The sequence below is a fragment of the Hyphomicrobium sp. genome (assembly GCF_036833075.1).
Classification (GTDB): Bacteria; Pseudomonadota; Alphaproteobacteria; order Rhizobiales; family Hyphomicrobiaceae; genus Hyphomicrobium_C.
In genome coordinates, this window is record NZ_DAITQL010000017.1 from 1 (window position 1) to 21,153 (window position 21,153).

Annotated in this window: 16 protein-coding genes and 1 pseudogene; 2 read left to right on the plus strand and 15 right to left on the minus strand. The window is 61.2% G+C overall.

Going from position 1 to position 21,153, the window contains the following annotated elements:
• Positions 1-375, plus strand: a pseudogene (locus V7082_RS07205) (hypothetical protein); the annotation flags it as partial.
• 421 nt (positions 376-796) lie between these two features.
• On the opposite strand, the gene V7082_RS07210 reads toward V7082_RS07205, so the two are convergent.
• From V7082_RS07210 to V7082_RS07260, 11 genes are all read right to left on the minus strand, one after another.
• Positions 797-2,971 carry a TonB-dependent receptor gene (locus V7082_RS07210; protein WP_334147181.1) on the minus strand — a complete coding sequence of 725 codons (2,175 nt, stop codon included), beginning with the start codon at positions 2,969-2,971 and terminating at the stop codon, positions 797-799.
• Between the two features lie 1,022 nt (positions 2,972-3,993).
• On the minus strand, positions 3,994-5,118 hold the full coding sequence (locus tag V7082_RS07215; protein WP_334147183.1) for a calcium:proton antiporter: 1,125 nt from the start codon (positions 5,116-5,118) through the stop codon (positions 3,994-3,996).
• A 289-nt stretch (positions 5,119-5,407) separates the two neighbouring features.
• Positions 5,408-7,405, minus strand: a complete 1,998-nt coding sequence (locus V7082_RS07220) for a heavy metal translocating P-type ATPase (RefSeq protein WP_334147185.1) — start codon at positions 7,403-7,405, stop codon at positions 5,408-5,410.
• A 275-nt stretch (positions 7,406-7,680) separates the two neighbouring features.
• Positions 7,681-8,547 carry an arginase family protein gene (locus V7082_RS07225; protein ID WP_334147187.1) on the minus strand — a complete coding sequence of 289 codons (867 nt, stop codon included), beginning with the start codon at positions 8,545-8,547 and terminating at the stop codon, positions 7,681-7,683.
• 76 nt (positions 8,548-8,623) lie between these two features.
• Complete coding sequence (locus V7082_RS07230; RefSeq protein WP_334147189.1) at positions 8,624-9,742, minus strand: Fic family protein; 1,119 nt, start codon at positions 9,740-9,742, stop codon at positions 8,624-8,626.
• Between the two features lie 712 nt (positions 9,743-10,454).
• A complete protein-coding gene (locus V7082_RS07235; RefSeq protein WP_334147191.1) occupies positions 10,455-10,883 on the minus strand; it encodes a hypothetical protein in 429 nt (142 codons plus the stop codon).
• 103 nt (positions 10,884-10,986) lie between these two features.
• Positions 10,987-11,109 carry a hypothetical protein gene (locus V7082_RS07240; protein WP_334147192.1) on the minus strand — a complete coding sequence of 41 codons (123 nt, stop codon included), beginning with the start codon at positions 11,107-11,109 and terminating at the stop codon, positions 10,987-10,989.
• A gap of 232 nt (positions 11,110-11,341) precedes the next feature.
• On the minus strand, positions 11,342-12,469 hold the full coding sequence (locus tag V7082_RS07245) for an ABC transporter permease (RefSeq protein ID WP_334147193.1): 1,128 nt from the start codon (positions 12,467-12,469) through the stop codon (positions 11,342-11,344).
• Positions 12,469-15,228 (minus strand): ribosome-associated ATPase/putative transporter RbbA, encoded by a 2,760-nt coding sequence (gene rbbA / locus V7082_RS07250; protein WP_334147195.1) that lies wholly within the window; start codon positions 15,226-15,228, stop codon positions 12,469-12,471. The genes V7082_RS07245 and rbbA overlap by 1 nt, the downstream gene beginning before the upstream one ends.
• Before the next feature lie 3 nt (positions 15,229-15,231).
• The gene (locus tag V7082_RS07255; RefSeq protein WP_334147197.1) at positions 15,232-16,269 is read right to left on the minus strand and encodes an HlyD family secretion protein; all 1,038 of its coding nucleotides are present in this window, start codon (positions 16,267-16,269) and stop codon (positions 15,232-15,234) included.
• Complete coding sequence (locus V7082_RS07260) at positions 16,266-16,463, minus strand: hypothetical protein (RefSeq protein ID WP_334147199.1); 198 nt, start codon at positions 16,461-16,463, stop codon at positions 16,266-16,268. The genes V7082_RS07255 and V7082_RS07260 overlap by 4 nt, the downstream gene beginning before the upstream one ends.
• Positions 16,464-16,817: 354 nt before the next feature.
• Between V7082_RS07260 and V7082_RS07265 the strand changes: the two genes are divergently transcribed.
• A complete protein-coding gene (locus V7082_RS07265; RefSeq protein WP_334147201.1) occupies positions 16,818-17,528 on the plus strand; it encodes a CerR family C-terminal domain-containing protein in 711 nt (236 codons plus the stop codon).
• Positions 17,529-17,739: 211 nt separating this feature from the next.
• Here the strand turns inward: V7082_RS07265 and V7082_RS07270 are convergent, their stop codons facing one another.
• The 4 genes from V7082_RS07270 to V7082_RS07285 form a co-directional block, all read right to left on the minus strand.
• Positions 17,740-19,149: a relaxase/mobilization nuclease domain-containing protein gene (locus tag V7082_RS07270; RefSeq protein ID WP_334147203.1), complete on the minus strand. Its 1,410-nt coding sequence runs from the start codon at positions 19,147-19,149 to the stop codon at positions 17,740-17,742.
• The gene (locus V7082_RS07275) at positions 19,146-19,484 is read right to left on the minus strand and encodes a plasmid mobilization protein (protein WP_334147205.1); all 339 of its coding nucleotides are present in this window, start codon (positions 19,482-19,484) and stop codon (positions 19,146-19,148) included. The genes V7082_RS07270 and V7082_RS07275 overlap by 4 nt, the downstream gene beginning before the upstream one ends.
• 415 nt (positions 19,485-19,899) lie before the next feature.
• Positions 19,900-20,262 (minus strand): ankyrin repeat domain-containing protein, encoded by a 363-nt coding sequence (locus V7082_RS07280; protein ID WP_334147207.1) that lies wholly within the window; start codon positions 20,260-20,262, stop codon positions 19,900-19,902.
• Positions 20,262-21,128 carry a hypothetical protein gene (locus tag V7082_RS07285; protein WP_334147209.1) on the minus strand — a complete coding sequence of 289 codons (867 nt, stop codon included), beginning with the start codon at positions 21,126-21,128 and terminating at the stop codon, positions 20,262-20,264. The genes V7082_RS07280 and V7082_RS07285 overlap by 1 nt, the downstream gene beginning before the upstream one ends.
• Positions 21,129-21,153 lie beyond the last annotated feature (25 nt).

Consider the following 21,153-nt stretch of genomic DNA (forward strand, 5'->3'; position numbering starts at 1 on the left):
CACGCGCCGCCTGACTCAAACCAACCAGCCTCCGGCAAACCCGGGGCGGTTCAGTACCGTGCTTCAACCTGGTTGTTGGCAGCGGGTGCAGTGTGTGGCTTTTTGAATCTGCTGATCATGGGCTGGGGAGCAGATTTTTGGGGCCAACGGGTGCTGCTGACCAGCCTTCTTATCGTGGCCGGCATCATTCCGATCTTCGCATACCGCCATTATGTGACCGACGGGGGTAAATTCCCGCGGTGGATGCAGATCGATCTGGAAGAAAATGGCCAACCTATTCCGCGTCGCGCCGGCTTCCTCCCTTACCTGACGCTTTTAGCAGGAGGGGCGACTATCTATGTCGGTCACCTGCTAGCCACCTATCAAGTTCCTTGAGGAGACGCGAACGGGCGGAAGCTTCCGCCCGTTCGCTGATTCAAAATAAAGGACATCGAGAGGGAGCTTCCCCTCTACAGGAATGTTGCACCTGTGGAGCGACTAGACACCTCGGCCAATAGCTGAGGTGTCCTTTTTGCGACTGCATTCCACTGCGTGCCTTCAGCTTAGATGGATTTGGGAGAGCGCGACGGCGATTTCTTCGCCGACCTTTTCGCCGCGCCTGATCCGCGTTGCTCCATCAGCTTGCGTTTGATCAATCGTCCGGCGCGAGATCTGCAATGACAACGGGCCGGGCTTGAAAAAAGTCCGGACGCGATCCCAACGGCTTTGTCCTCGCCCGCTCGCTCTTGGTCGACGTCCCAGTCACAATCCCCGTGGACCGAACCCGCTGTAATTCATGCAAGGCAGTCCGAGTACATTACCACTCCTTGGTCAGCGATAGCCGGAAGGATCTAGGCTCCAATGGGTGAAAGTGGAAGTCCTCAACCCCATCGACTGGCTCACCGGGGAGGCGGGATGCGTAGTAGTAGTCGATTTGGCTCGCTGTCTGGTCCAGCAAATTATAGCCGTCCAGCCTCACCACCAAACCATCGCTGAATTGGTAGCCCAGGCTCGCCGACACGGGCGTACTGGACCCAGAGCGCCTGCTGTTGTCCTCGATGAGTGGGCGCGGTCCGAAGTAGCGCACATTTATGCTTCCGAACCAATTGTCGAGATTATCGAACGACAGTCCGGCGGCAACGACTCCTTCAACGGCACCCGGAATGTATCGGCCCGGAGCGTCGGGGTCCTCCTCGCGGAAGCGAGCATGGGTATAGGCCGCATCAAAATCCAGCGAGAGCCATGGCAGCAACTTGGCGTGCAATGAATACTCCCCCCCGATCCGCCGGCTTGGGAGGCTCGCTTCCGTTGTTCCGGCGTCGCCGACGAACACAATCTCTGAATCGAAATCGAGAACAAACAGCGAGAGCGTGCTGGTCAGCCAGGAGCTTGGCGTGGTGCGCACTCCGATCTCGGCTCCTTTCGATCTCACGAGGTATGGTGTCGGCGATGCGGGGTCGCCGCTCGCGGGATCAACCGTCGTGACGGTGCCGCGCGCATCATTGCTGTGAAAACCGGTGCCGGCGTTGAGATACAACTCTGTCGCAGCCCAGGGAACGAGGACGAGGCCGAACTTTGGGCTCAGAATAGAATCGGTATCGTCCCCCGAATTCACAGGCATGTTGCTATCTATGCTGGCGGTGTAGAGGTCGGCGCGGAGGCCGGTTGTCGTGCGAAGCCAATCCGTCCAGCGCAGCGTGTTTTCCGCAAAGACGCCGACGCTTCCTTCTTGCACCTTGTCCGCCCGAACGGTTGAAAGACGTGCACGTTTTGCGGTGTTGAACAGCGCGACGTCGATGTCGTCATAACGACCCTCGATCCCCACAGTCGTTTCCGACTTAACGCCTCCAACCAGCGTGCCGAAGACCGTCCTACTCGCGCTTGCGCCCGTCAGCACACGGTCGTCGCTCTGCTGGAACTGGTCACCATTGATCGGATCATTGAGGAAGTAGGTAAAATTACTGAAGAGCGACATGTCGCTTTTCACGACATAGGCGCTGACGCGGGTCTGCGAGTTGGCATCCGTTTGGTTCCAGCGTCCCGAGAGACTATAGCGGTGAGATGAGCCGCCGTCGGTCGGATCGAGTGTTCCGAAGCGATCGATGATGCCGGACTCGACTGCGCGCAACGGGATCTGATCCGTTGAGGACCAGTGTCCGGAATAGGCCATGGCGGTTAGCGCGACGCCGTTGTTGAAGCTGCCCTTCGAATAGCGCATCACACCATTGAATTTCTCCAGATCGTCCGGCCGCTCCCATGGACCATCGAAAAGATGCGCCTCAGCGGCAACGAGAACGGTACCATCAACTCCCACAGGGGACGACATACCCGCAACCGCGCGTCGGTGGCCGAAACTTCCAGCTTCGATGCGTCCAAAATTTTTCTCGAGCTCGTCAAAAATGTCGAGATGGATTGCACCGGCTGATGAGAAGTTACCTTCCGGCGCAAAGAACGGGCCTTTGCGATACGTCAGGCCGCGTATGATTTCCGGGATCATGAAGTTCGTGTCGGCATATCCCTGGCCATGGCCATGAGTCCGCATGTTGACGGGCATCCCGTCGATGGTAATGGCGAGGTCGGTGCCATGGTCGATGTTGAAGCCGCGCACGAAGTACTGGTTGGCTTTCCCTTCGCCACTGTGCTGGGTGACGACAAGACCAGGCACGGCCTCCAGAAACTCACCTGTCCGATAAGCTGGCACGGCCGCGATCTCTTGAGGGCTCACGTAGCCTTGGCTTGCCGATTGCGCGATGCCAACGGCGTTTGCGCTGGAATCGATCGACTGGACGGCGGAGAAGCTCGGCTCGTTTCCGGATAGGGGCGCGCTATCGGGCTGCGGCACTGTTGCCGAATTGAGCTGCTGCCCTTTCGCTTTAGCGGCCTTCTGGGCCTGCGTCGTCACTTCCACGGGTGGGAGTTCGACGGGCGATTGCGCAAAAGCCATGGAATTGGTCGTCATTACCGTCGCGACGGACGCCAGAACATACCTCATCCCGGATACTCCATCGTAAGATCTACGCCCTGTGGCGCGAGAGGCTCGAGGGTCGTTGCTGAAACTGTCGAAGGTGGAGAAATGCGCCCCTATCGCTCTTCCGAGCGCGCCGTTTCAAATCCCATGTGGGCGCGCTCAAGCGGCGGCGGCGTCAAGGCCACTTCAAATCCCATGTGGGCGCGCTCAAGCGGCGGCGGCGTCAAGGCCACGAGGAATCCGAACGGAATTTCCAGCGCAGGCGTTGCTCATGCATTGACGTACTGATCCGCGGTAGTTCCCGGCCCCCGAGCGATCTCGTGGAACACCTTAAGTAGGTTCCAGTCCAACTTGCGGGTGAATTGATCAGCGTCCTTTTGCAATCGCGTCGCCCCACAGAAAGTCCCCGCTATCGATGCGTTGTGAAGGCTCGGTCGCCATCCGATAGGCATGCAATGGTAGGTTCAGCGGAGAGCCGCCAAAAGCCCCCGACCGCTCATGCAAATCATTCGGCCAGTCAATGCTTTTGGGGAGCGGGCTCCCGCTCTAGTGCGAAGAGCGGTTTCCGAAGGATCTGGCGAAATGTCCTATGCCGGCAGGCGGCACGCGGCGCACCAAATGTAGCTCGTCACCGAACTGCACGGCCAGATGAAACGTCGACACCAAGAGCAGCCGGCTTTCGGCGCTATACGAAATCCGTGGAGTGCGCGCTGGCGTCAGCGCTGGCGAACATTACGTTTTTTGATGCGATAAATAGATCGCAGGGACGTGTCTCAACACCTATCGCGTGGTCAAGTTTTGGCGCGGAGACAGGTAGTCGAAGGACAACTCTCCCGGCGCGATATGAGGTGTCGCATGCGATCGTTGGCGCTGACGGCACTCCGATTTGTTCGCATCATTGGCAAGCTCTTCCTGGTGCGCGCCTACGCGGTAGGACCGATAACGCCCGAGCAAGAAGAAAAACTTCGGGCAGTGATGGCGGCCGATCCCGCGATATGGAGCTGCGGACCGCATTCATGATGTAATCAGCAGGGCGGCCTTGAGCATCAAGAATTAAACAGCAAGAGTACGAAGACAGCAAAAAGCGCCAAATGCAGTATCCCTTGTACGAGCGATATTCTCTGGCCGAAGAACGTCAGCGCGCTCAGTCCGATTGTTAGCACCGAGAGAACTGTGTCGGGCGCAGTGAGGCCCATCACGACTGTCTTGCCGGTGACAAGTCCGACGATCAGAACAGCCGGCACCGTCAGTCCCACCGTCGATACAAACGCACCCAGACAGAGGTTGATAGTGCGTTGCATCTCGTTCCTGAGGCTCGCCTTCACGGCGGTAATGGATTCAGGCGTAAAGACAATGATGGCGATGATCACGCCGCCTACGGCAACTGGAGCGCCTGTATGTTCGATGCCGATATCGATCAGCAGGGCGAGATGGTGAGATAGCAGGACGATTGGAACAAGAAACAAAACAAGCGCCATCGAGCGAAGCACAACGGAGCGGCGATTGATCGTGTTTCGCGCCTTGGCTTTCTCACTCCTGGCCGCGCCATGCGAAACCGTAAGCGTACCTGGGCTGGGCTGAATGAAGAGGCGCCGATAGGCTCCCATTTGCGCGGCGAGAAAGACCGCGTAGGTGAGTATTGTGATTGCGGAAAGCGCGATTGCCTGGGCGTGACCAAAGCTGCCGCCACCTGTCCCAAGTGCATTCGGCAATACGAGCGCGATGCCAGTGAGCGTCAAAATCATGGAGACATAAGCAACACCGCCTTGCGCGTTGTATTCTTGCTCTCCGTGACGCAGGCAGCCAACGACGATGGATAGCCCCACCACGAGGTTCATGATGATCATCATCACGGAGAAGATTGCGTCGCGGCCAATCGTGGCGGCGTCGGCTGATACGATCATCACACCCGCGATGAGGATAACCTCTATCGAAACAACGGAAAGCGTGAGGATCAGCGTTCCATAGGGCTCGCCCAGTTCATGGGCGAGCTTATCGGCGAACCAGACAACGCCAACGGCCGCCCCCATAATTGTTGAAAAGAGCACGAGGAAGCTGACGATGGCGACAGGCGAAGAGATAGGGACAACGAGCCAGGAGCGCGCGCCGAAGTGGAACACCGCAACAATCACCCACGTCAGCGCCAGACCGCAATAAGTTGGGCCGGGCATCAGCTCTCGAAGAGACGGACGAGATTGCGAGATTTCCGTAAGAGGATCGGACCGGGCCACAACCACCGCCTCAGCGGGGTCGTCCCCTCCTCATGCGTCAAGACAGGTCGTCCCGTCCGACGGCGCCAAACGGCGCATCAAATACCTTTTGCAGAATAACAGTACATCGGTGGCCGACTGGCAAGCGGCATATCACTCAGTCGTCTGGGCCTGGGCAAGGCTTCACCCGGAGTTCTCTCTTTTTTTTGAGGGTGGCGCACCGTTCAGGATAAAACTGGGCACCGCTATGTCATTGCGGGGCCTTTATAATTGTTGCGACGGTGTTCCGCAGTTGGCTCGGCGCACCAGCCAGAACGTCGTTGCGTTCCTGGTCAGCGGGCTTCAGATCAGCCGTGGATCGCCTCGTATTGCGGATCGGATCGTTGAGCAGCCTCAGCCCGTTGAGAACGACGAGCACGGTACCGCCTTCGTGGCCCAGCACCGCCAGCGGCAGCGGCAGTTCGAAGAAGGCGGCACCGGTGACGAGAAGAAGCATCGCCCCGATGGCAAACACAAGATTCTGGCGGACGATCGATGCGGTGCGTTTGGCGAGACGGTGCGCGGCCGCGAACCGTTCCATGTCTTCCGACAGCAAGGCCACGTCGGCAGCCTGAAGGGCGACGTCCGAACCGGCTGCTCCCATGGCGATGCCGACATCGGCGCGCGCCAATGCGGCGGCGTCGTTCACGCCATCGCCAACGAAGGCGATCTTGCTTCCCTTGGCTATCTCGCCGACGAGGCGGACCTTGTCCTCCGGCAGCATCTCGGCATGGATTTCCTCCGGCTTCAGCCCCAATTCCGTGCCGATGCGCAGGGCAACGGCTCGCCGGTCTCCCGTCATCATCGCGATGGTCTTGACGCCGCTCTCGCGTAAGGCGGCAAGGGCGCCGGCCGACGTTTCGCGTAGTTTGTCAGCGACGCTGACGGCACCGAGGACGCGCGCTTCGCGGCCGAGATAGACGACGGTCTCGGCACTGTCCTGCAAAGCCTGAAAACGGTCATGATCGAGCGACGCTCCCATCGTCTGCGCCATGCGCCGATTGCCGGCCCAGACCGGACCATCGGCATCCCGACCGACGATGCCGGCGCTCGGGATCGCCTTCACATCATGCACCTCATGCAGCGCCAGCCCGCGCCGCGCAGCCTCGCGCCGTAGCGCATCGGCGATGTGATGCTCGGAATGGGCTTCGACGCTGGCGAGCGCTGTCAGGAAATGCGTCTCGTTTCCATTCAGGGCGACGATGCCGGTGACTTCGGCGCGGCCAGTCGTCAATGTCCCGGTCTTGTCGAAGGCGAATATATTGACGGCGGCCAGAGTCTCCAGCGCGGCGCCGCCTTTGAACAGCACGCCGCCACGCGCGGCGGCCGACAATGCCGACAGAATGGCGGCGGGCACCGAAATCACGATGGCGCACGGGCTTGCCGCGACAAGCAGCGTCGCCGCGCGGTAAAGCGCGGTCTCCCAGTCCCTTCCCAGCCCGTAGAAAATGCCGAGCGCGATGACGGCTCCCGCAAGTACGGCCATCGTATAGCGCTGGCCGAACCAGGAGCTGAACCGCTCTGACGGGGCCTTGGAAGCCTGGGCTTCCGTCACCAGCGCGATCATCCGCGCTACGGTGCTGTGCTCAAGCGATTTCGTCACCCGCACATCGAGCACGCCGTTGAGATTGACGGTTGCCTCGAAGACCTTGCCGCCGGGCTCCTTGCCGACGGGCATGGATTCGCCGGTGATGGTAGATTCGTCCAGCGCGCCACGGCCGGCCACGATGGTTCCATCCGCAGGAACCCGCGCGCCCGGACGAAGCACCACGATGTCACCCACGCCGAGCGCCGTCGCTGGAACCTCCTCCACAGTGCCGTCCACGGACTTGCGGAACGCGGTTTCCGGACGCAGCGCCATCAGCGCCTCGATCGCCCGCCGCGCCCGCCCCATGGCGCGTTCCTCCAGGGTCGTCGACAGGCTGAACAGCGCAAGCAGGACCGCGCCTTCGATGGCTGCTCCGACGGCGGCGGCGGCAATCGCCGCAACGATCATCAACAGGTCGATGTCAAGAACGTGCTCGTTCCGCAGCGCCTTCAGTGCCCGCCAGCCGGTCGGAATGCCACCCGCCAGATAGGCGAGTGCTGTCCCAAAACCTATGATGCTTGCGTTCCCGTCGAGAAACCAGTTGCCGACAAGGGCGATGGCAAGGCCCAGGACGGTCGCGGAGGTGAGGACAATGGAAGTATCGATGGAAAATCGCGGCACGCCGTAACGCCTTACTACAAAACCCTGACCGACCGAGGTAACGGACTATTCTGATAACATTAGGACACTGACCAACATATCACAGCCGTCGAACCTGCTCTTGCATGAATGGGCAAACAGAATAACCGATCCGTGATCAAGACTGGGGAAATCGGGGTTGGTGAGCTGAAATCCCGCGCGCCGCTATGTCATTGCGGCGCCTTCATAGTTTTCGTCCGGCCGTCACGGTGGCAGCACCAGCGCGCTACCTGCCGGATCGAACATCGCTTCGCGCCTCATGATTTCATAATCGGCAGGGCCGCAAGGCTGTTTCTCAGGCGCAGCATATCCCATGGCAGGAACTCGGTGATGGCGAGGCCGACGATATCCGCCGCACGCCCCACGTCATTCAGCAGTCTCACCACCTGCGCAAGCCGCATCCTGCCTTGCACGATCCCGTCGAAAGTCCCCTCGGGTACACACGGTCTATTGAACAGCAGCGGTGAGAAGTGTGCCGGGTCGAGCACGTCGAGATCAAAATGCACCGCAAGATGACTGATGCCCTCGGCTGCCATCCAGTCGAGGATCGGCTGGCTCGTATCGGCAATATCGGCAGAAGGCGTGTGCCGGAGGCCCAGTTCCGTCAGGATCGGCCCTTCGACATCGGTCCAGGCATCCATGCCAGCGATCATTACGCGCGAGGCGACCAGCTTTTGGGCGACCTGGGCGGTGAAATCCTCGTCGCCCCGGCCAAGCAGCATTCCCAATACATGCGCATGGGCATGGGAAAACTCGGCTGCGCTCATTACGTCAGGATGGGCGTCGATCCAGAGAACGCCCAGCTTGTCGCCATATTTCTGGCTGAGCCATGCGATGGGCGCGAGGTCGACCAGACAATCCCCGCCAAGTGTCACGATCCGATCCGGCCGGTGCCGTTCAATCGCAGCGCGCGCTGAGCGCGCTTGTGTCAACAGAGCGTGCCGCGATTTGATACCCCGGTCGAGTCGCGGTGAACTGCCGTCCGGTTCAGGGACCGCGACAGTTTCCTCGGGACCGTGATGATCCGGGGCAAGCCAACGCAGTAATTCGGCTCCGAAACGGTAGGCTGGCTCGTCCCCGCCCTGCCATTGCGGCATATTGAGTCTTAATGTTGTGGAGGTCATCCGACGGCATCCTCATTCAAGACATGGCCGCCAGACTGCGGCGCGCTATTTCTAAACAGTCGTTTTTGCCCATCGGCTACGCCGCCGGTGATGCGCCGAGGGTCAGCCAGTAGCGCGTCCCTCTGCGTTCGCCGGTGCGGGTCAAAGCGCCAAGACCCACCAGCTCGGCCAGATCACGTCGGGCCGTGGCTGCCGGTGCACCGGTAATGGTGGTGTAGTTTCCTGCTGACAGGCCGCCCTTAAATCCATCCGGTCCTTCCCGCATCATGCGAAGCAGCGCCTTCTCTTGCCGCGGGTTGATCTTCCCGCGCAAGGCATCGAGCAGACGCGTCTTGGCGATCAGGAAGTCGATCCAGCGCTGCGTGTGAAGCTGAGCTTCCAGCACCGTGTCGGCGAACCAGAGGAGCCAGTCTGTCACGTCGTTATCGCGGTTGGCGAGCTCCAACGCCTTGTAGTAGTCCTTCCGTCGCCGCTCGATCATGACCGAAAGTGCTGTCAGGCTCGGCTGTCCGAGCCCTTGGGCCAGGGCCTTTTCAGAGATGGCGCGGCCGATGCGTCCGTTGCCATCCTCGAAGGGGTGGATGGATTCAAAGTAGAGATGCGCGATACCGGCCCGCACCAGGGCGGGCAGGGGGTGGGCTCCATCGGGCGCCGTCTCGTTGAACCACGCATGGAAGGTCTCCATCTCTGTCGCGAGGCCATCCGACGGCGGCGCTTCGAAGTGAACTTTCGGCGCGTGGATGGGACCGGAGACGATCTGCATCGGCTCAGCATGGGTGCGATAGCTGCCGACATTCTTGAGGTCGCGGCGGCCCTGCATCAGCTGGGCATGCCAGAGAAAGAGCCGCTCGTCGGACAGCGGCGCATCATATCCGCGGTAGAGGTCGACCATCATCTCGGCGATGCCTTGCTCGGCCGGGCCGGCACGACGACGGTCCGTCGTCAGCCCGAATTGCCGTCTGATGGAAGACTGAAGGCTCTCGCGGTCGAGCATCTCCCCTTCGATCTCGGAGGTCTTGAGCGCCTCGGCGCTGATGATCTCGACCGTCAGGACGTCGCGATCGTCACCGTTCAGATGCTGGACGGAGCCGATCACAATGCCGCCTTGCCGAAGGAAGCGGGTTTCCAGCGGAGTCAACGCCTCGGCATCGAAGCGAAACTTCGGCCAATCGGTTTGCTGCCAGTTCCATCGCATGAGCGATACTCTACCACAATATCGCTCAGAAAATACCATAAATATGAGCGATAATGAGATGCGCTATCGCTCGCAAGGTCACGTGTACCTTTTCCCCCAAAGCCACCAAGAGCTTGGCAATGGTTGACGCTCTCACCGGCCCGTCTCAGTTCCTTTTGCGGCAAGCCGGTATGCCATCGCTGGATTTATGGAGCGATCCCCGGCGGCCAATATCGTTGCAAAGCTGGGCCATTCTGCCGGAGCACCGCTATGTCATTGCCGGGCCTTTATAATTCTCGCCCACCGGATCAGATGACAGCCGCTTGCGCACTCTTGCTCTATTCAAGGAAGGGTCCACGAAGGTTTGGTCCTGGCCTCTGGCGCGCCTGCGCCAGCCTTTGCCGCATTCTTTCGCGGCGTTCCTCCGGGGACAAATCCGCGATTTCGTCCTCCCGTTCGCGTTTCTGAGCGGGCGACAAATCTTCCCACTCCATCTGAAGGCGGCGGACGTTCTTCTTCGAGGACTGTTTTCTCGCCTCGACCAGCCTTTGCCGCATTCTCTCGCGGCGTTCCTCAGGCGATAAGGCCGGAATGTCATGGGCTGTTCCGGGGGTAGGTTCGCTTAATCCGTCATTCAAGAAACACCTTCCAAATATGGAAAATAGTGAAGTATTATCAGTAGATAAGCATAGAAATCGCGGCCGGTGCAAATTTAAAGGTCGCCGGGCAGGCGCTATTCGTGTGAAGGCTTTGGGCGCAGCCCTTCGGGTTCTACCAGGGCAGGTTCGCCCGCCTGGGGGCGCTCAAGAAACCTGTCCTGCGCGCGCTTCTGCGCCTGCTTCAGATCGGCCACCCATTGATCCTGCGAAGCGTATTCTCGCGCCGCATCGCGCAACGCGCGGGGTGTATTGCGGTCGAGGGGGATCATGTCCAGGCTCGGGACGATGCCGTTCTTCCTGACTTCGGACTGATAGTCCTGGCGCCGCTGTTCAAGCCGCTGCTCCTGGCGTTTTAGTTCAGCGTCCTGCTTTTGCCGGAGCGCCTGATACCGCGCGCGCTGCTCCTCGGACAGGCGCGCTTCCATCGCTGCGCGCCTGTTCGCGGCGGCGCGGAACGCGGCGTCGGCCTCAGACCTGGCGGTGATGTGAGTCTCGTTTGCCATGACGCGGCTATCGCAGAAGCGGCGCCGCCGGTCTGCGCCAGAATCTGGTCACGCGGGATCTGTCATTCCATGCCCGGCCCGCCGCGGCGCGGGCCTGACGACTTCAGCCACGCCGCCGCCAGCCCGTCACCTTGCACAACTCGTCGAGAACGCGTCCTTTGCCCGCCCGGTCGGTCAATCGGTAGCGCGCCGCCACCGCAGCCCTAATCTCGCGTCGTGCACCCATGCTCATCGGTCCCGCCATCCGCGACACCGATCCGATTCGGCAGCGCTACCCCAGTCACGGCGGTTACTTCGTCGGTAACATTCTTAGTGAGGCAATGCGGGGGGCATGTGTGGACGACGCCGATCGTCATGTGCGAACAGTGCCGGTTCACACCATGGCCAAATATCTCCTGCTCTTGAACGGTGATTCGAGCCGAGGACTACTGATTTCCGCATCTACATGGAAACAAGACCTATTGGCTGCGAGCGATGGAGCGGCGAAACAGGACCAGACTTGCAGCAAAGAAGACAAAGCCCAGTCCCGCGACTGTTATGAATTCCGGCCAGATGATATCGATACCTGCGCCGCGGAACACCACAGCCTGAGCAAACGCCATATAGTGGCGTGATGGCAGCAGCCATGTGAACGGCTGGATGACGGCGGGCTGGCTTTCGATCGGACTCATGCCTCCTGACAACATCATCATTGCCATGATCGTCATCATCATCAGAAGAGCGAACTGCGCCATCGTGCGCGCAATCGTTCCAAGAAAGATACCAATCGCTGCGGCGGCGAAAAGATAGATCATCGTGCCTGAGAGCAAAAGGATCTTTGATCCTGCCATGGGGATGTCGAGAACGCCTCCGACGACGAACACCATGGACAGCGTGAACGCGACGAGGATAATCAGCCCGTTCGCCCAGACCTTGGCCATCGCGATTTCGAACGCGTTCAGCGGCAAGACCAGGAGATGCTCGATGGTGCCGTGCTCGCGCTCTCGCAATAACGCGGCACCGGTCAATACGATTGTGAGCATCGAGAGCTGGTCGAGGAGCGCCACGATGGCGGCAAACCATTTTTGCGTGCCGTTTGGATTGAATGCGCGACGCTGCACTACCGACACCGGACTACTTGACGGTTGGTCGGCGCGGTCGAGATATCTGGTGATCTCGGTGGTCAGGATGTTCTGAATGTACCCGGCGCCGATACCGGCTTGCATGACCGCCGTGGCATCGATGTTGAGCTGGAGCTTCGGCTGGCGGCCCTGGCGAAGGTCTGCCTCGAAGCGCGGCGGGATCACAACTACGAACATATACCGGCTCTGATCCATCGCCCGATCGATCGCGTCGGCCTCGATCAGGTCCGGGCGTTTGAAATAGGGCGGATAGAGCGCATTGCCCAGGCGGCGCGACAAGGCGGTGCGATCCTCGTCGACGATAGCGATCGAGGCGTTGTTGACGGTGTCGCCCATGCCGGTCGCGCGCTCCGCAATCGAGAACGTGAACGACCAGACGATAAACGCGACCATCAGCACATCGCTGAACACGCTCCGGAGCTCCTTGTTGCCGAGCCAGAATATGTTGGCGAGCGTTCTCAGCATTAGGCCTCCTGCTTCTTAAGGAAGGCCGCAGCGGCGAGCACGAAAGCGGGTGTGAAGGCAGCAAGGACAAAAAGATCGGTCGCGAGATCTCCGATCCCGAGACCTTTTGTAAAGGCGCCGACGCTCAAATGCATGTAATAGGTCGTGGGCCACAACGTGCCCATAAGCCAAGCCCCGCCTTCGAGGGTCGAGACCGGCTGCAACATGCCGGAAAACTGCATCGTCGGGAGCATCGACAGAATCGCGCCCGCAAAGACCGCCGCCACCTGGCTATTTGTCACGGAGGAGATGAGCAAGCCGTAGCCGGTGGCCGCGAACAAATAAAGCAGCGCGCCGATCGACAATCCCAGCAGGCTTCCCTTCAATGGAACTTGCATCAAGAACACCACCAGCAATGTCAGGATGATGAAGTTGATCATCCCGATGAGAACGTAAGGAAGCTGCTTGCCGATCAGGAATTCGAATCGGCTGGTGGGCGTGACGTAGAAATTCGTGATCGTGCCGATTTCCTTTTCGCGCGCGACGCTGACCGCCGCCAGAATCGCCGGGAAGAGCAGCAGCAACAGGGCCGGCACTGTTGGTCCCATACCGTAGATGCTCTCAAATGACGGATTGTAACGGTAACGCGGTTCGACGGAGCCGGATGCGGTGGAATTTGGGTTGACACTACTCTCGCGCGCGAGCGTGCTCAGGAACTGCGCATGCGCACCCGCCACGTAGCCTTCGATCGTCCCTGCTCTGAGGGTATTTGCGCCATCAATCCAAGTGGAGACTTGCGGCTTGCCGAGCCTCTTGAGGTCACGTCCAAAGCCGACCGGGATCTCGATGGCCAGGGTGATGTCGTTCGATTTCAGGCGGGTTTCGAGCTCGTCACCGCTTCGGATTTCCGGGCGCTCGGTGAAATAGCGCGAGCCGGAAAAGTTGCGCAGATACGCGCGGCTTTGCGGCGTCTGGTCCAGGTCGAGGGCGGCATATGTCAGGTTCTCGACGTCCTGGCTGATTCCGTAGGCCATGATGATGAGAAGGATAACGCTGCCCAGAAAGGCGAAGGCAAGCCGCACGGGATCGCGCATGACCTCCATCATCTCGCGATAGCTGTACGCCAACATTCGCGCCGGGCTGAAGCTCCAACGAGTATTGCTGGCATTGCGCTCATCGCGGACGAACGGGGGAGCGGCGTCCGCTACCGCGGGCGAAGTTTTGGAAGCGCTTTCTGCGGACTCTCCAATCGCGTCCTCGATATAGGCGATGAAGGCTTGATCCAGCGTTCGGGCATTCTTTGACGCAATGATCTGTCGAGGCGCGTCGTTGACGAGGACCTTCCCGGCATGCATGAGCGAAATGCGGTCGCACCGCATGGCCTCGTTCATGAAATGCGTCGATATGAAGACCGTCACCTTATCTTTGCGTGACAGCTCGATCAGCAGTTCCCAGAATTCATCCCGCGCCACGGGATCAACTCCGGACGTTGGCTCATCGAGGATCAGCATCTCGGGTTCGTGAACGATAGCAACGGCAAGCGACAGGCGTTGGCGCATTCCGAGAGGGAGTGAAGCAGCCAAGGCATCCGAATGAGGCCGCAGGCCAAAGCGATCGATCAGCGCGTTGATGCGCTCAGTCGCCTTCTCGGATGGTAGGTGAAACAGCCGCGCATGCAGCCTGAGATTCTGGACAACGCTTAGCTCGCCGTAGAGCGAGAATGACTGCGACATGAAGCCGACGCGCTTGCGCGTCTGCTGATCGCTCGCGTCGACCGGTTTCCCAAAGAGGAGGGCTTCTCCGTCCGTCGCGGGCAAAAGGCCCGTTAGCATCTTCATGGTCGTGGTCTTGCCGCAACCATTGGAGCCAAGAAACCCGAAGATCTCGCCTTCCTCGATGCTGAAGCTCACATGGTCGACTGCGGTGAAGTCGCCGAACCGCATGGTCAGGTCCTTGGCGACGATGGCCGGTTTGCCCGTCGCCGGTCCGAGCGGCGGAATGACCAGTTCGCCCTTGTGACGATTGTTCTCGCCAGGAAGCAGCCGGACGAACGCTGCCTCGAACGTGTCGGAGTCGGTCTTGCGCTTCAGCTCCTGCGGCGTCCCGGTCGCAAGAACCCGCCCCGCTGTCATCGCAATGAGCCAGTCGAATTGCTCCGCCTCTTCCATGTAGGCTGTGGAAACAACAACGGTCATTCGGGGGCGCTCGGCGCGGATTGCGTCGATGAGTTGCCAGAACTGGCGGCGGGAGAGCGGGTCGATGCCGGTGGTCGGCTCGTCAAGGATCAGAAGATCGGGATCATGGATCAACGCACAACACAAACCGAGTTTCTGCTTCATTCCTCCCGACAATTTGCCGGCGGGACGGTCGAGAAACGGCTGCAGCCCCGTCGCTCGCGTCAAACGGTCGATGCGTGCGTGACGCTCGGCGCGCGGCTGGCCGAACAGCCGGCCGAAGAAATCGAGATTTTCCTCGATGCTAAGTTCCTGATAGAGATTTTTGCCAAGTCCTTGCGGCATGAAAGCGATGCGCGGACCGACCTTCCTGCGGTGATCGGCCGCGGCGATGTCGCCGCCCAGGACTTGCAAGCTGCCGTCTTGAAGCTTCCGCGCACCGGCAAGCAGGCCCAGGAGCGTGGACTTTCCAACGCCGTCGGGACCGAGCAGGCCGACCATCTGCCCCGATGGGATGTCGATGGTTACGTCATCAAGCGCGCGAACCTTCTTGTAGAGATGCGTGATGCCAACAGCGCGCGCGACCGGTTCGGTGTGGTCGTTCATGACTCACCGTCTGTCGCTCATGGCCGCAGCCGCGTCCGGCGGCAATTTCTTGAGGAAAGCCGGCCACTCCGGTGCCGGCTCACCATCAAGACGAACATAGCCCACCCCGCGCACGCCGGTCTTGACCTTTTCAATGTGCTTGCGAACGAGCTCGGCGGGCACGGCGATCTTGACACGGAACATCAGCTTTTCGCGCTCGCTGGACGTCTCGACCTGCTTCGGCGTGAATTGCGACTCGGGCGAGACGAACGTCACCGTTCCGGGCAGGGCGAAGTCGAGAATGTCGAGCTTGATCCGCGCTTCGCTGCCGATACTGACGCGATGCGCCTGACCCGCCGGCAGAAACATTTCCATATAGACGTCGGCGAGATTGACGAGGGTCAGAACCTTCCCGCCCGCGCTGAGCACCTCTCCTGGTTCGGCGAGACGATATAAGACCCGGCCGATGGTAGGCGCCGCGAGGACGCAGTCGTCGATCTGCGTCTGAATGTCCTGGACGTTCGCCTGGGCCGCGTCGACAGCGCGCTGCCGTGAGACAAGCGTCGCGTCGGCCGCTTTGAGCACAGCCACGGCGACATCGCGCTGGCTGACCCGCGTGTCGTGTAGTGCTTGGCTCACGGCGTCCGTCTCAAGCAACTTCGCTGAACGATAGACTTCCTGCTCCGCCAAAATGAGCTGGGCTTTAGCTTGCGCGATTGCAGCTTCCGCTGCCGCGACCTGGCTTTCGGCGCTCGCGACATCCGCTTTGGCGCGCAAGAGTTGTGCCCGCAACTGGGATGTGTCGATCCGCGCGACGATCTGCCCAGGCTGAACTATATCTCCTTCCCTGGCGGAGATTTCCGACACGCGACCTGGAATCTTCGTTGCAATGTCCACCTGCACGGCTTCAACCCGACCGTTGCCGGACACGATACCGGTGGGAAGAGCGTCACCGGTACGCCCATAGAGCAAATACGCGCCTGCGCCAGCGGCAAGTGCGATGCCGACCAGTGTCGCAATTAGTCGATAGGACTTTTTGTGATCGAAGGATGGGATGGTCATTGGAGTGCTTTTTCACTTGGGCGAAGGTTGCGCGCAGGAGCGCCAGACCCATTAAGGCATCTAACATTTATGATGCCAACGATGAGGCTTTTCTGCCGCAGCTTCTCGCGCACCTTTGGGATAATGCGGGCTGCTGTACCGATCACCACCGGCAATGCGGTGAGGGTGGAAACTAGGAGAAGCTTCTTCATCATGTGGCAGCTTTCGAAAGCGGCTGTGCCCGGCGCCCTTGGCGAGGTTGATGCGGCCCATAGCCAGCAAGGCGAGCATGGGCCCTTCTCTACAGGAGGTGCCAAACTAAGTCAATCAATTGACTTAGTTTGATCATGCGTCTATCGTGCAGGCGCTCTCACGGCTGAGTCGTTCGGGGCGACACGCTGCATTTCGCGTATGAGGAGATCGCGCCGTCGGGGTTCCCAGCTATGCGGCGACGTCGCATTTGGGCTCGGCCCGGACGTTCGGACGGGGGCGTCCGTCGGTATAGCTCGCAGGAAGTATGACGCCTTTCGCTTCTAAAGCCATTCCGTTGATGAGAGCAGCCTAACGCCATGACCGACACATCACTTTCCCCACGAAGCGCCAAGAATGCACGTAAGGACAGAGGTGATGCGACGCGGCAAAAGCTGCTACTTGCTAGCGTGGAAGTTTTTGGCCGCCTCGGCTTCGACGCAGCGACCACGCGGGCGTTGGCAGATGCCGCAGGCGTGAATCTGCAGGCGATTACTTATTACTTTAGCGACAAGGAAGGCCTTTACGTTGCCACAGCGGATTATATCGCCGATCTGATCGGCAAACACATGTCGAACATCGGCGAGCGCTTGCGCCTACGCTTCCGCGAAGCAGAAGAATCCGGTGTTCCGATTAAGATCGACGAAGCTCGCAGCCTCCTCGTCGAAGTTGTCCAGCATCTAGCAGCGCTGTTTGTCAGCCGCGAGTCGGATCTCTGGGCACGCTTCATGGTCCGGGAGATGATCGAGCCGACTGAAGCATTCAAGCGAATATACGGTCGCACGATGGGCCCCGGCATGCGGATAGCCGGACGGTTAATCGCAATCATCATGGCTGAACCGCCGGACAGCGAGCGCATCCGACTCCACACACTATCGCTGGTCGGCACGGTTCTGATGTTCCGCATGGCGCGCGCTACCGCAATGGCCCATCTCGGGTGGAAGCGTATCGGTCAACGCGAGGCTCAAGCCGTCCACGACATGGTGCCCGAGTTCGTTGCGGCGATTTGCCCACAAGGGCCTGTTGAATGAACAAGAAGTTAAGGCTCGGCACCGTTGCCTTATTGGCCGTCGGAGCAGTCCTTGCAGGAAAGCTCGATGTTCCGCGCCGTTTCGCCTGTTCGCGGCGGCGCGGAACGCGGCGTCTCAGACCTGGCGGTGATGTGAGCCTCGTTGGCCATGGCGCGGCTATCGCAGAAGCTGCGTCGCCGGTCTGCGCCAGAATCTGGTCACGCGGGATTGGTCATTCCATGCCCGGCCCGCCGCGGCGCGGGCCTGACGACTTCAGCCGCGCCGCCGCCAGCCGCTCGGCCATCCGTTGGCGGCGCTCGTCCGCCGTGAGTTCGTTAGCCGCCGCGCGCATCTCGCGGGTACGCTGCTCACTCTGAGCCTCGCGCAATAGATCCTCGACGCGCGCCTGTCGCACGAGATCGCGGACAAGACCACGGCGTTCGCGCGCGTCGATCTTGTCGAGCGCGGCGGCACGGCGATCAATGGCATGACGCTCCCGGTCGTGCCGACGGTCGAGTGAGTCGTTCTCCAGCCTGTGCCGCTCGGCGGCATTGATGGCCGGATTGCGCCGCAGATGCGCAATCACGGACCGCAGGGCGGGAACGCGGTCGAACAGGTCGAACAGCTTGCCGGCGACGATGTTGAACAGCCGGCCGTCCTCGGCCTTCTGTGCGGCATGTAACGCCATGCGCTCGCTCGCATGCGTGACGGCAAGGAGCTGACGCTTTTCCTCGATATGACGGCGCCGACGGGTTTCCTGCTTTGCCTTCAGGTCGGCAGCGGACTTTGCGCCGCGCGCGCGGGCCTTTTCGCGCAGCCGCTCATCGACCGCAGACTGGCGCGCCTTCTGCTGTGCCTGCGCGGCTTCGACGGTCGGCAGGGTCTCTGCCGGCAGCTCGGCGAGACGGGCTTTCACGTCCTTGGTCTTCCCGCCGTCGATCTGGCGTGCAAGGGCGTGAACATGGCCGGCGCGGTCAACCACGACATAGGCGCGGCGCTCGCCCTGGGCGAGAACGTATCCCGCACGCTCCAGCTCATTGCGGAGCGTCGCCGCGCTGTCGGACGACCGGAACACGTTTGTGATGGCCTTGCGCCGCTCCGCCGGCGTGATGCCGGAGGCCTCGGCCATCGCCTTCTCGGCGAAACTCACGTCTCGGTTTCTCTCGAACCGGGTATCGCCGCGATCCTCGGCAAGGCCGGGCGGGAGCTTTAGGCCATAGGCATGGGCCAGCTCGCGGGCGCAGGTGCGCAGCTTCATGCGGTCGTGGCTCAAGGGGATGGCCTTCATGCTGCCGATGTCGATGCGCGACCAGACGACGTGACAATGCTTGCGGCCGTCCTTCACATGGAAGACCACGGCACGCGGCTGGCCGGTGAGGCCGAGCTTGCCCTCGATATGATCGATGGCCGCCATGTACTGTTCGCGAGAGAGCGGCGATGCCGGATTGATGGCAAGGCTGTAGAGCGGCTTCTGGCACTGCGTCGCCTTTGCCATGGCCGCGAATTCGCCGAGCGCGCTGTGCAGATCGTTCGACGCGACCCCGCGAAGCTCGGCGATCTCGACCCGCTCATTGTCGTATTCATTCGACAGGTGGGTGGCGAGATCGGCTGCGCCGGTGCGCTGGTTGCCCTTCAGGATCATGGCTCGACCCCGAGATACTGGAGGCAGACAAAGCGCATCTCGGCCAGGTCGCGCCATGCCGCGATCAGGTGCGGGTGGTCCGGGACGACGCTGCCGTTCGCCTGCAAGGACCGCAGCTCGTCCGCGATCCGCCCCAACTGGCCGAGAATGCGGGCGGCATCTTTCTTGCCGCCCGGAGGCCGCCGTAAGGACCGGTTCAACGCCGCCGCGCGCATGAAGGAAGCCACGGGTACACCCGCGCTGTCCGCCAGCTGGCGGACGGCCTCGGCTTCCTGCTCGTTGAACCGCGCCGTGAGCGTGATGGGACGCTGACGGGAGTCGCTGCGCTCGGACATGGTCGGCCTCCTTTCGCGGGTCCAGGGATGCGAGAGTCCCTGGCCGGGTCCAGCGCCGGGGCGCTGGTGCATGGGGTTGTCCAGAAGGGGAGAGGTCAGTTCGCCCCTTGCTGGTCGATGGGTGTCCAGAGGGAGCGCGAAGGCTCCTTCTGGTCCGGTGCAGCGGGATACGCTGCGATTGACCGGCAAGGCTCGAAGCCGAATCCGGGCAAGGCCGGGGGATGCAACGGGGTTGGCTAAGGCCCCTTGCCAAGATGGCGGCGGAGTCTCCGCCGCACATCTTGCACCCAACGCAAAGTGTAGATTTCAGTGTGGGGGATCAAGTTAAGGAACGGCTTAAAATGGCATACACGGGTATGCGCCGCTCGAAACTCGAAGCAGTTTACAGAACTTAGGTCCGCTAGTCAAAAACTGGTCACGAGGAATAGTAGGCCTTTGCTTCCGCCTCGACGATGTAATCCGACAGCGCGTCATCGACCTCTGCCTCGGCGGCGATCAGGGTCGGCCACCGACCAGCGGCATCGGCTTTGAAGGCGGCGTTCCAGTCCTCGACCAGGATGCGGGTCAGGGTGAGGTTGTTGGTGCTGACGGCGATGTGGAGGGCTGTCAGGCCCATGTGCGGGTCTGTGGCGTTGACATCCGCGCCGGCCTTGAGCGCGGCGACCACGCCCTCGATGTCGGCGGCATAGGCGCGCCGCAGCATGAGCTGATTGTAGTCGGGGGTGAGGGTTTCGCTGCTGCTGGCGGAACGCGGTTTCGGCTGGGGGGCTCGGGCCATCACGAACCCTCCTTTGCCGGGGCGAGCGCGACCTGAACGGTCGTGTGGGCGGCCCGGTCGATACCCTCGCCGCTGTCGAGATTGGAGATGGACTCGTGTCCGTAGCCGCCCAGGCCGTTATCGACGGCCCGCGCCAGCCAATAGACGCGCGGCGCCCCGGTGGTGACATTGCGCATGAGGGCAAACAGCACGCCCTCGGGACAGGCCACGATCCCCACATACGAGCGGCGGGGCCGTGTCTCGATATTGGCGGCGACCGTACCCGGAGCGGCGGCCGCCCAGTTCTCGACGGTCTCACGGATGGATGCGAAAGACCGGCCGGGTATCAGGTCGATCTTGATGCGCGAGAACGGCACCAGATCCCGGGGATTATCCTTGGGTATGACGCGCACATTCTGACCGATGGGCAGGGCGCGCCGGGCGCGGCACGCATAGGCACCGGCCACCTCCGCCGGCACCGGCGGGTAGTCGCCCTCGCTCCGGCGGACGCCAAGGAATGCCGACAACTGTTCGCCGAACGTCGTGACCGGGTCATCACCCGGCAGCCCGTCGGTAAAGCGGGCGCATAGCCCGACGAAGCTGTCATTCGCACGGTGCTTGCCGGTGAGGAAGCGCTGCACGGTGCTTAGCGCGATGGGGTCGCGGCCGTCCTTCCTCAAGGTCAGGCCGTTGGCATCTGCAATCAGATCACGCAATCTCGGCGCCCCGATACCATTCTGCGCCTGATAGCGCATCAGGGCCGCGCGGATGCGGCCGCGCTCCGCGTCGTCATAGAAGGTGACAGTCGCGGGTATCCTCGCCTCCACCGCATTCCCCATGCCGTGACCAGTTAGTGCGCAATCCGCGCAGCCGGACTTGTGGCTCATTCCCGGCCACGCCCCAGCTTCGCAC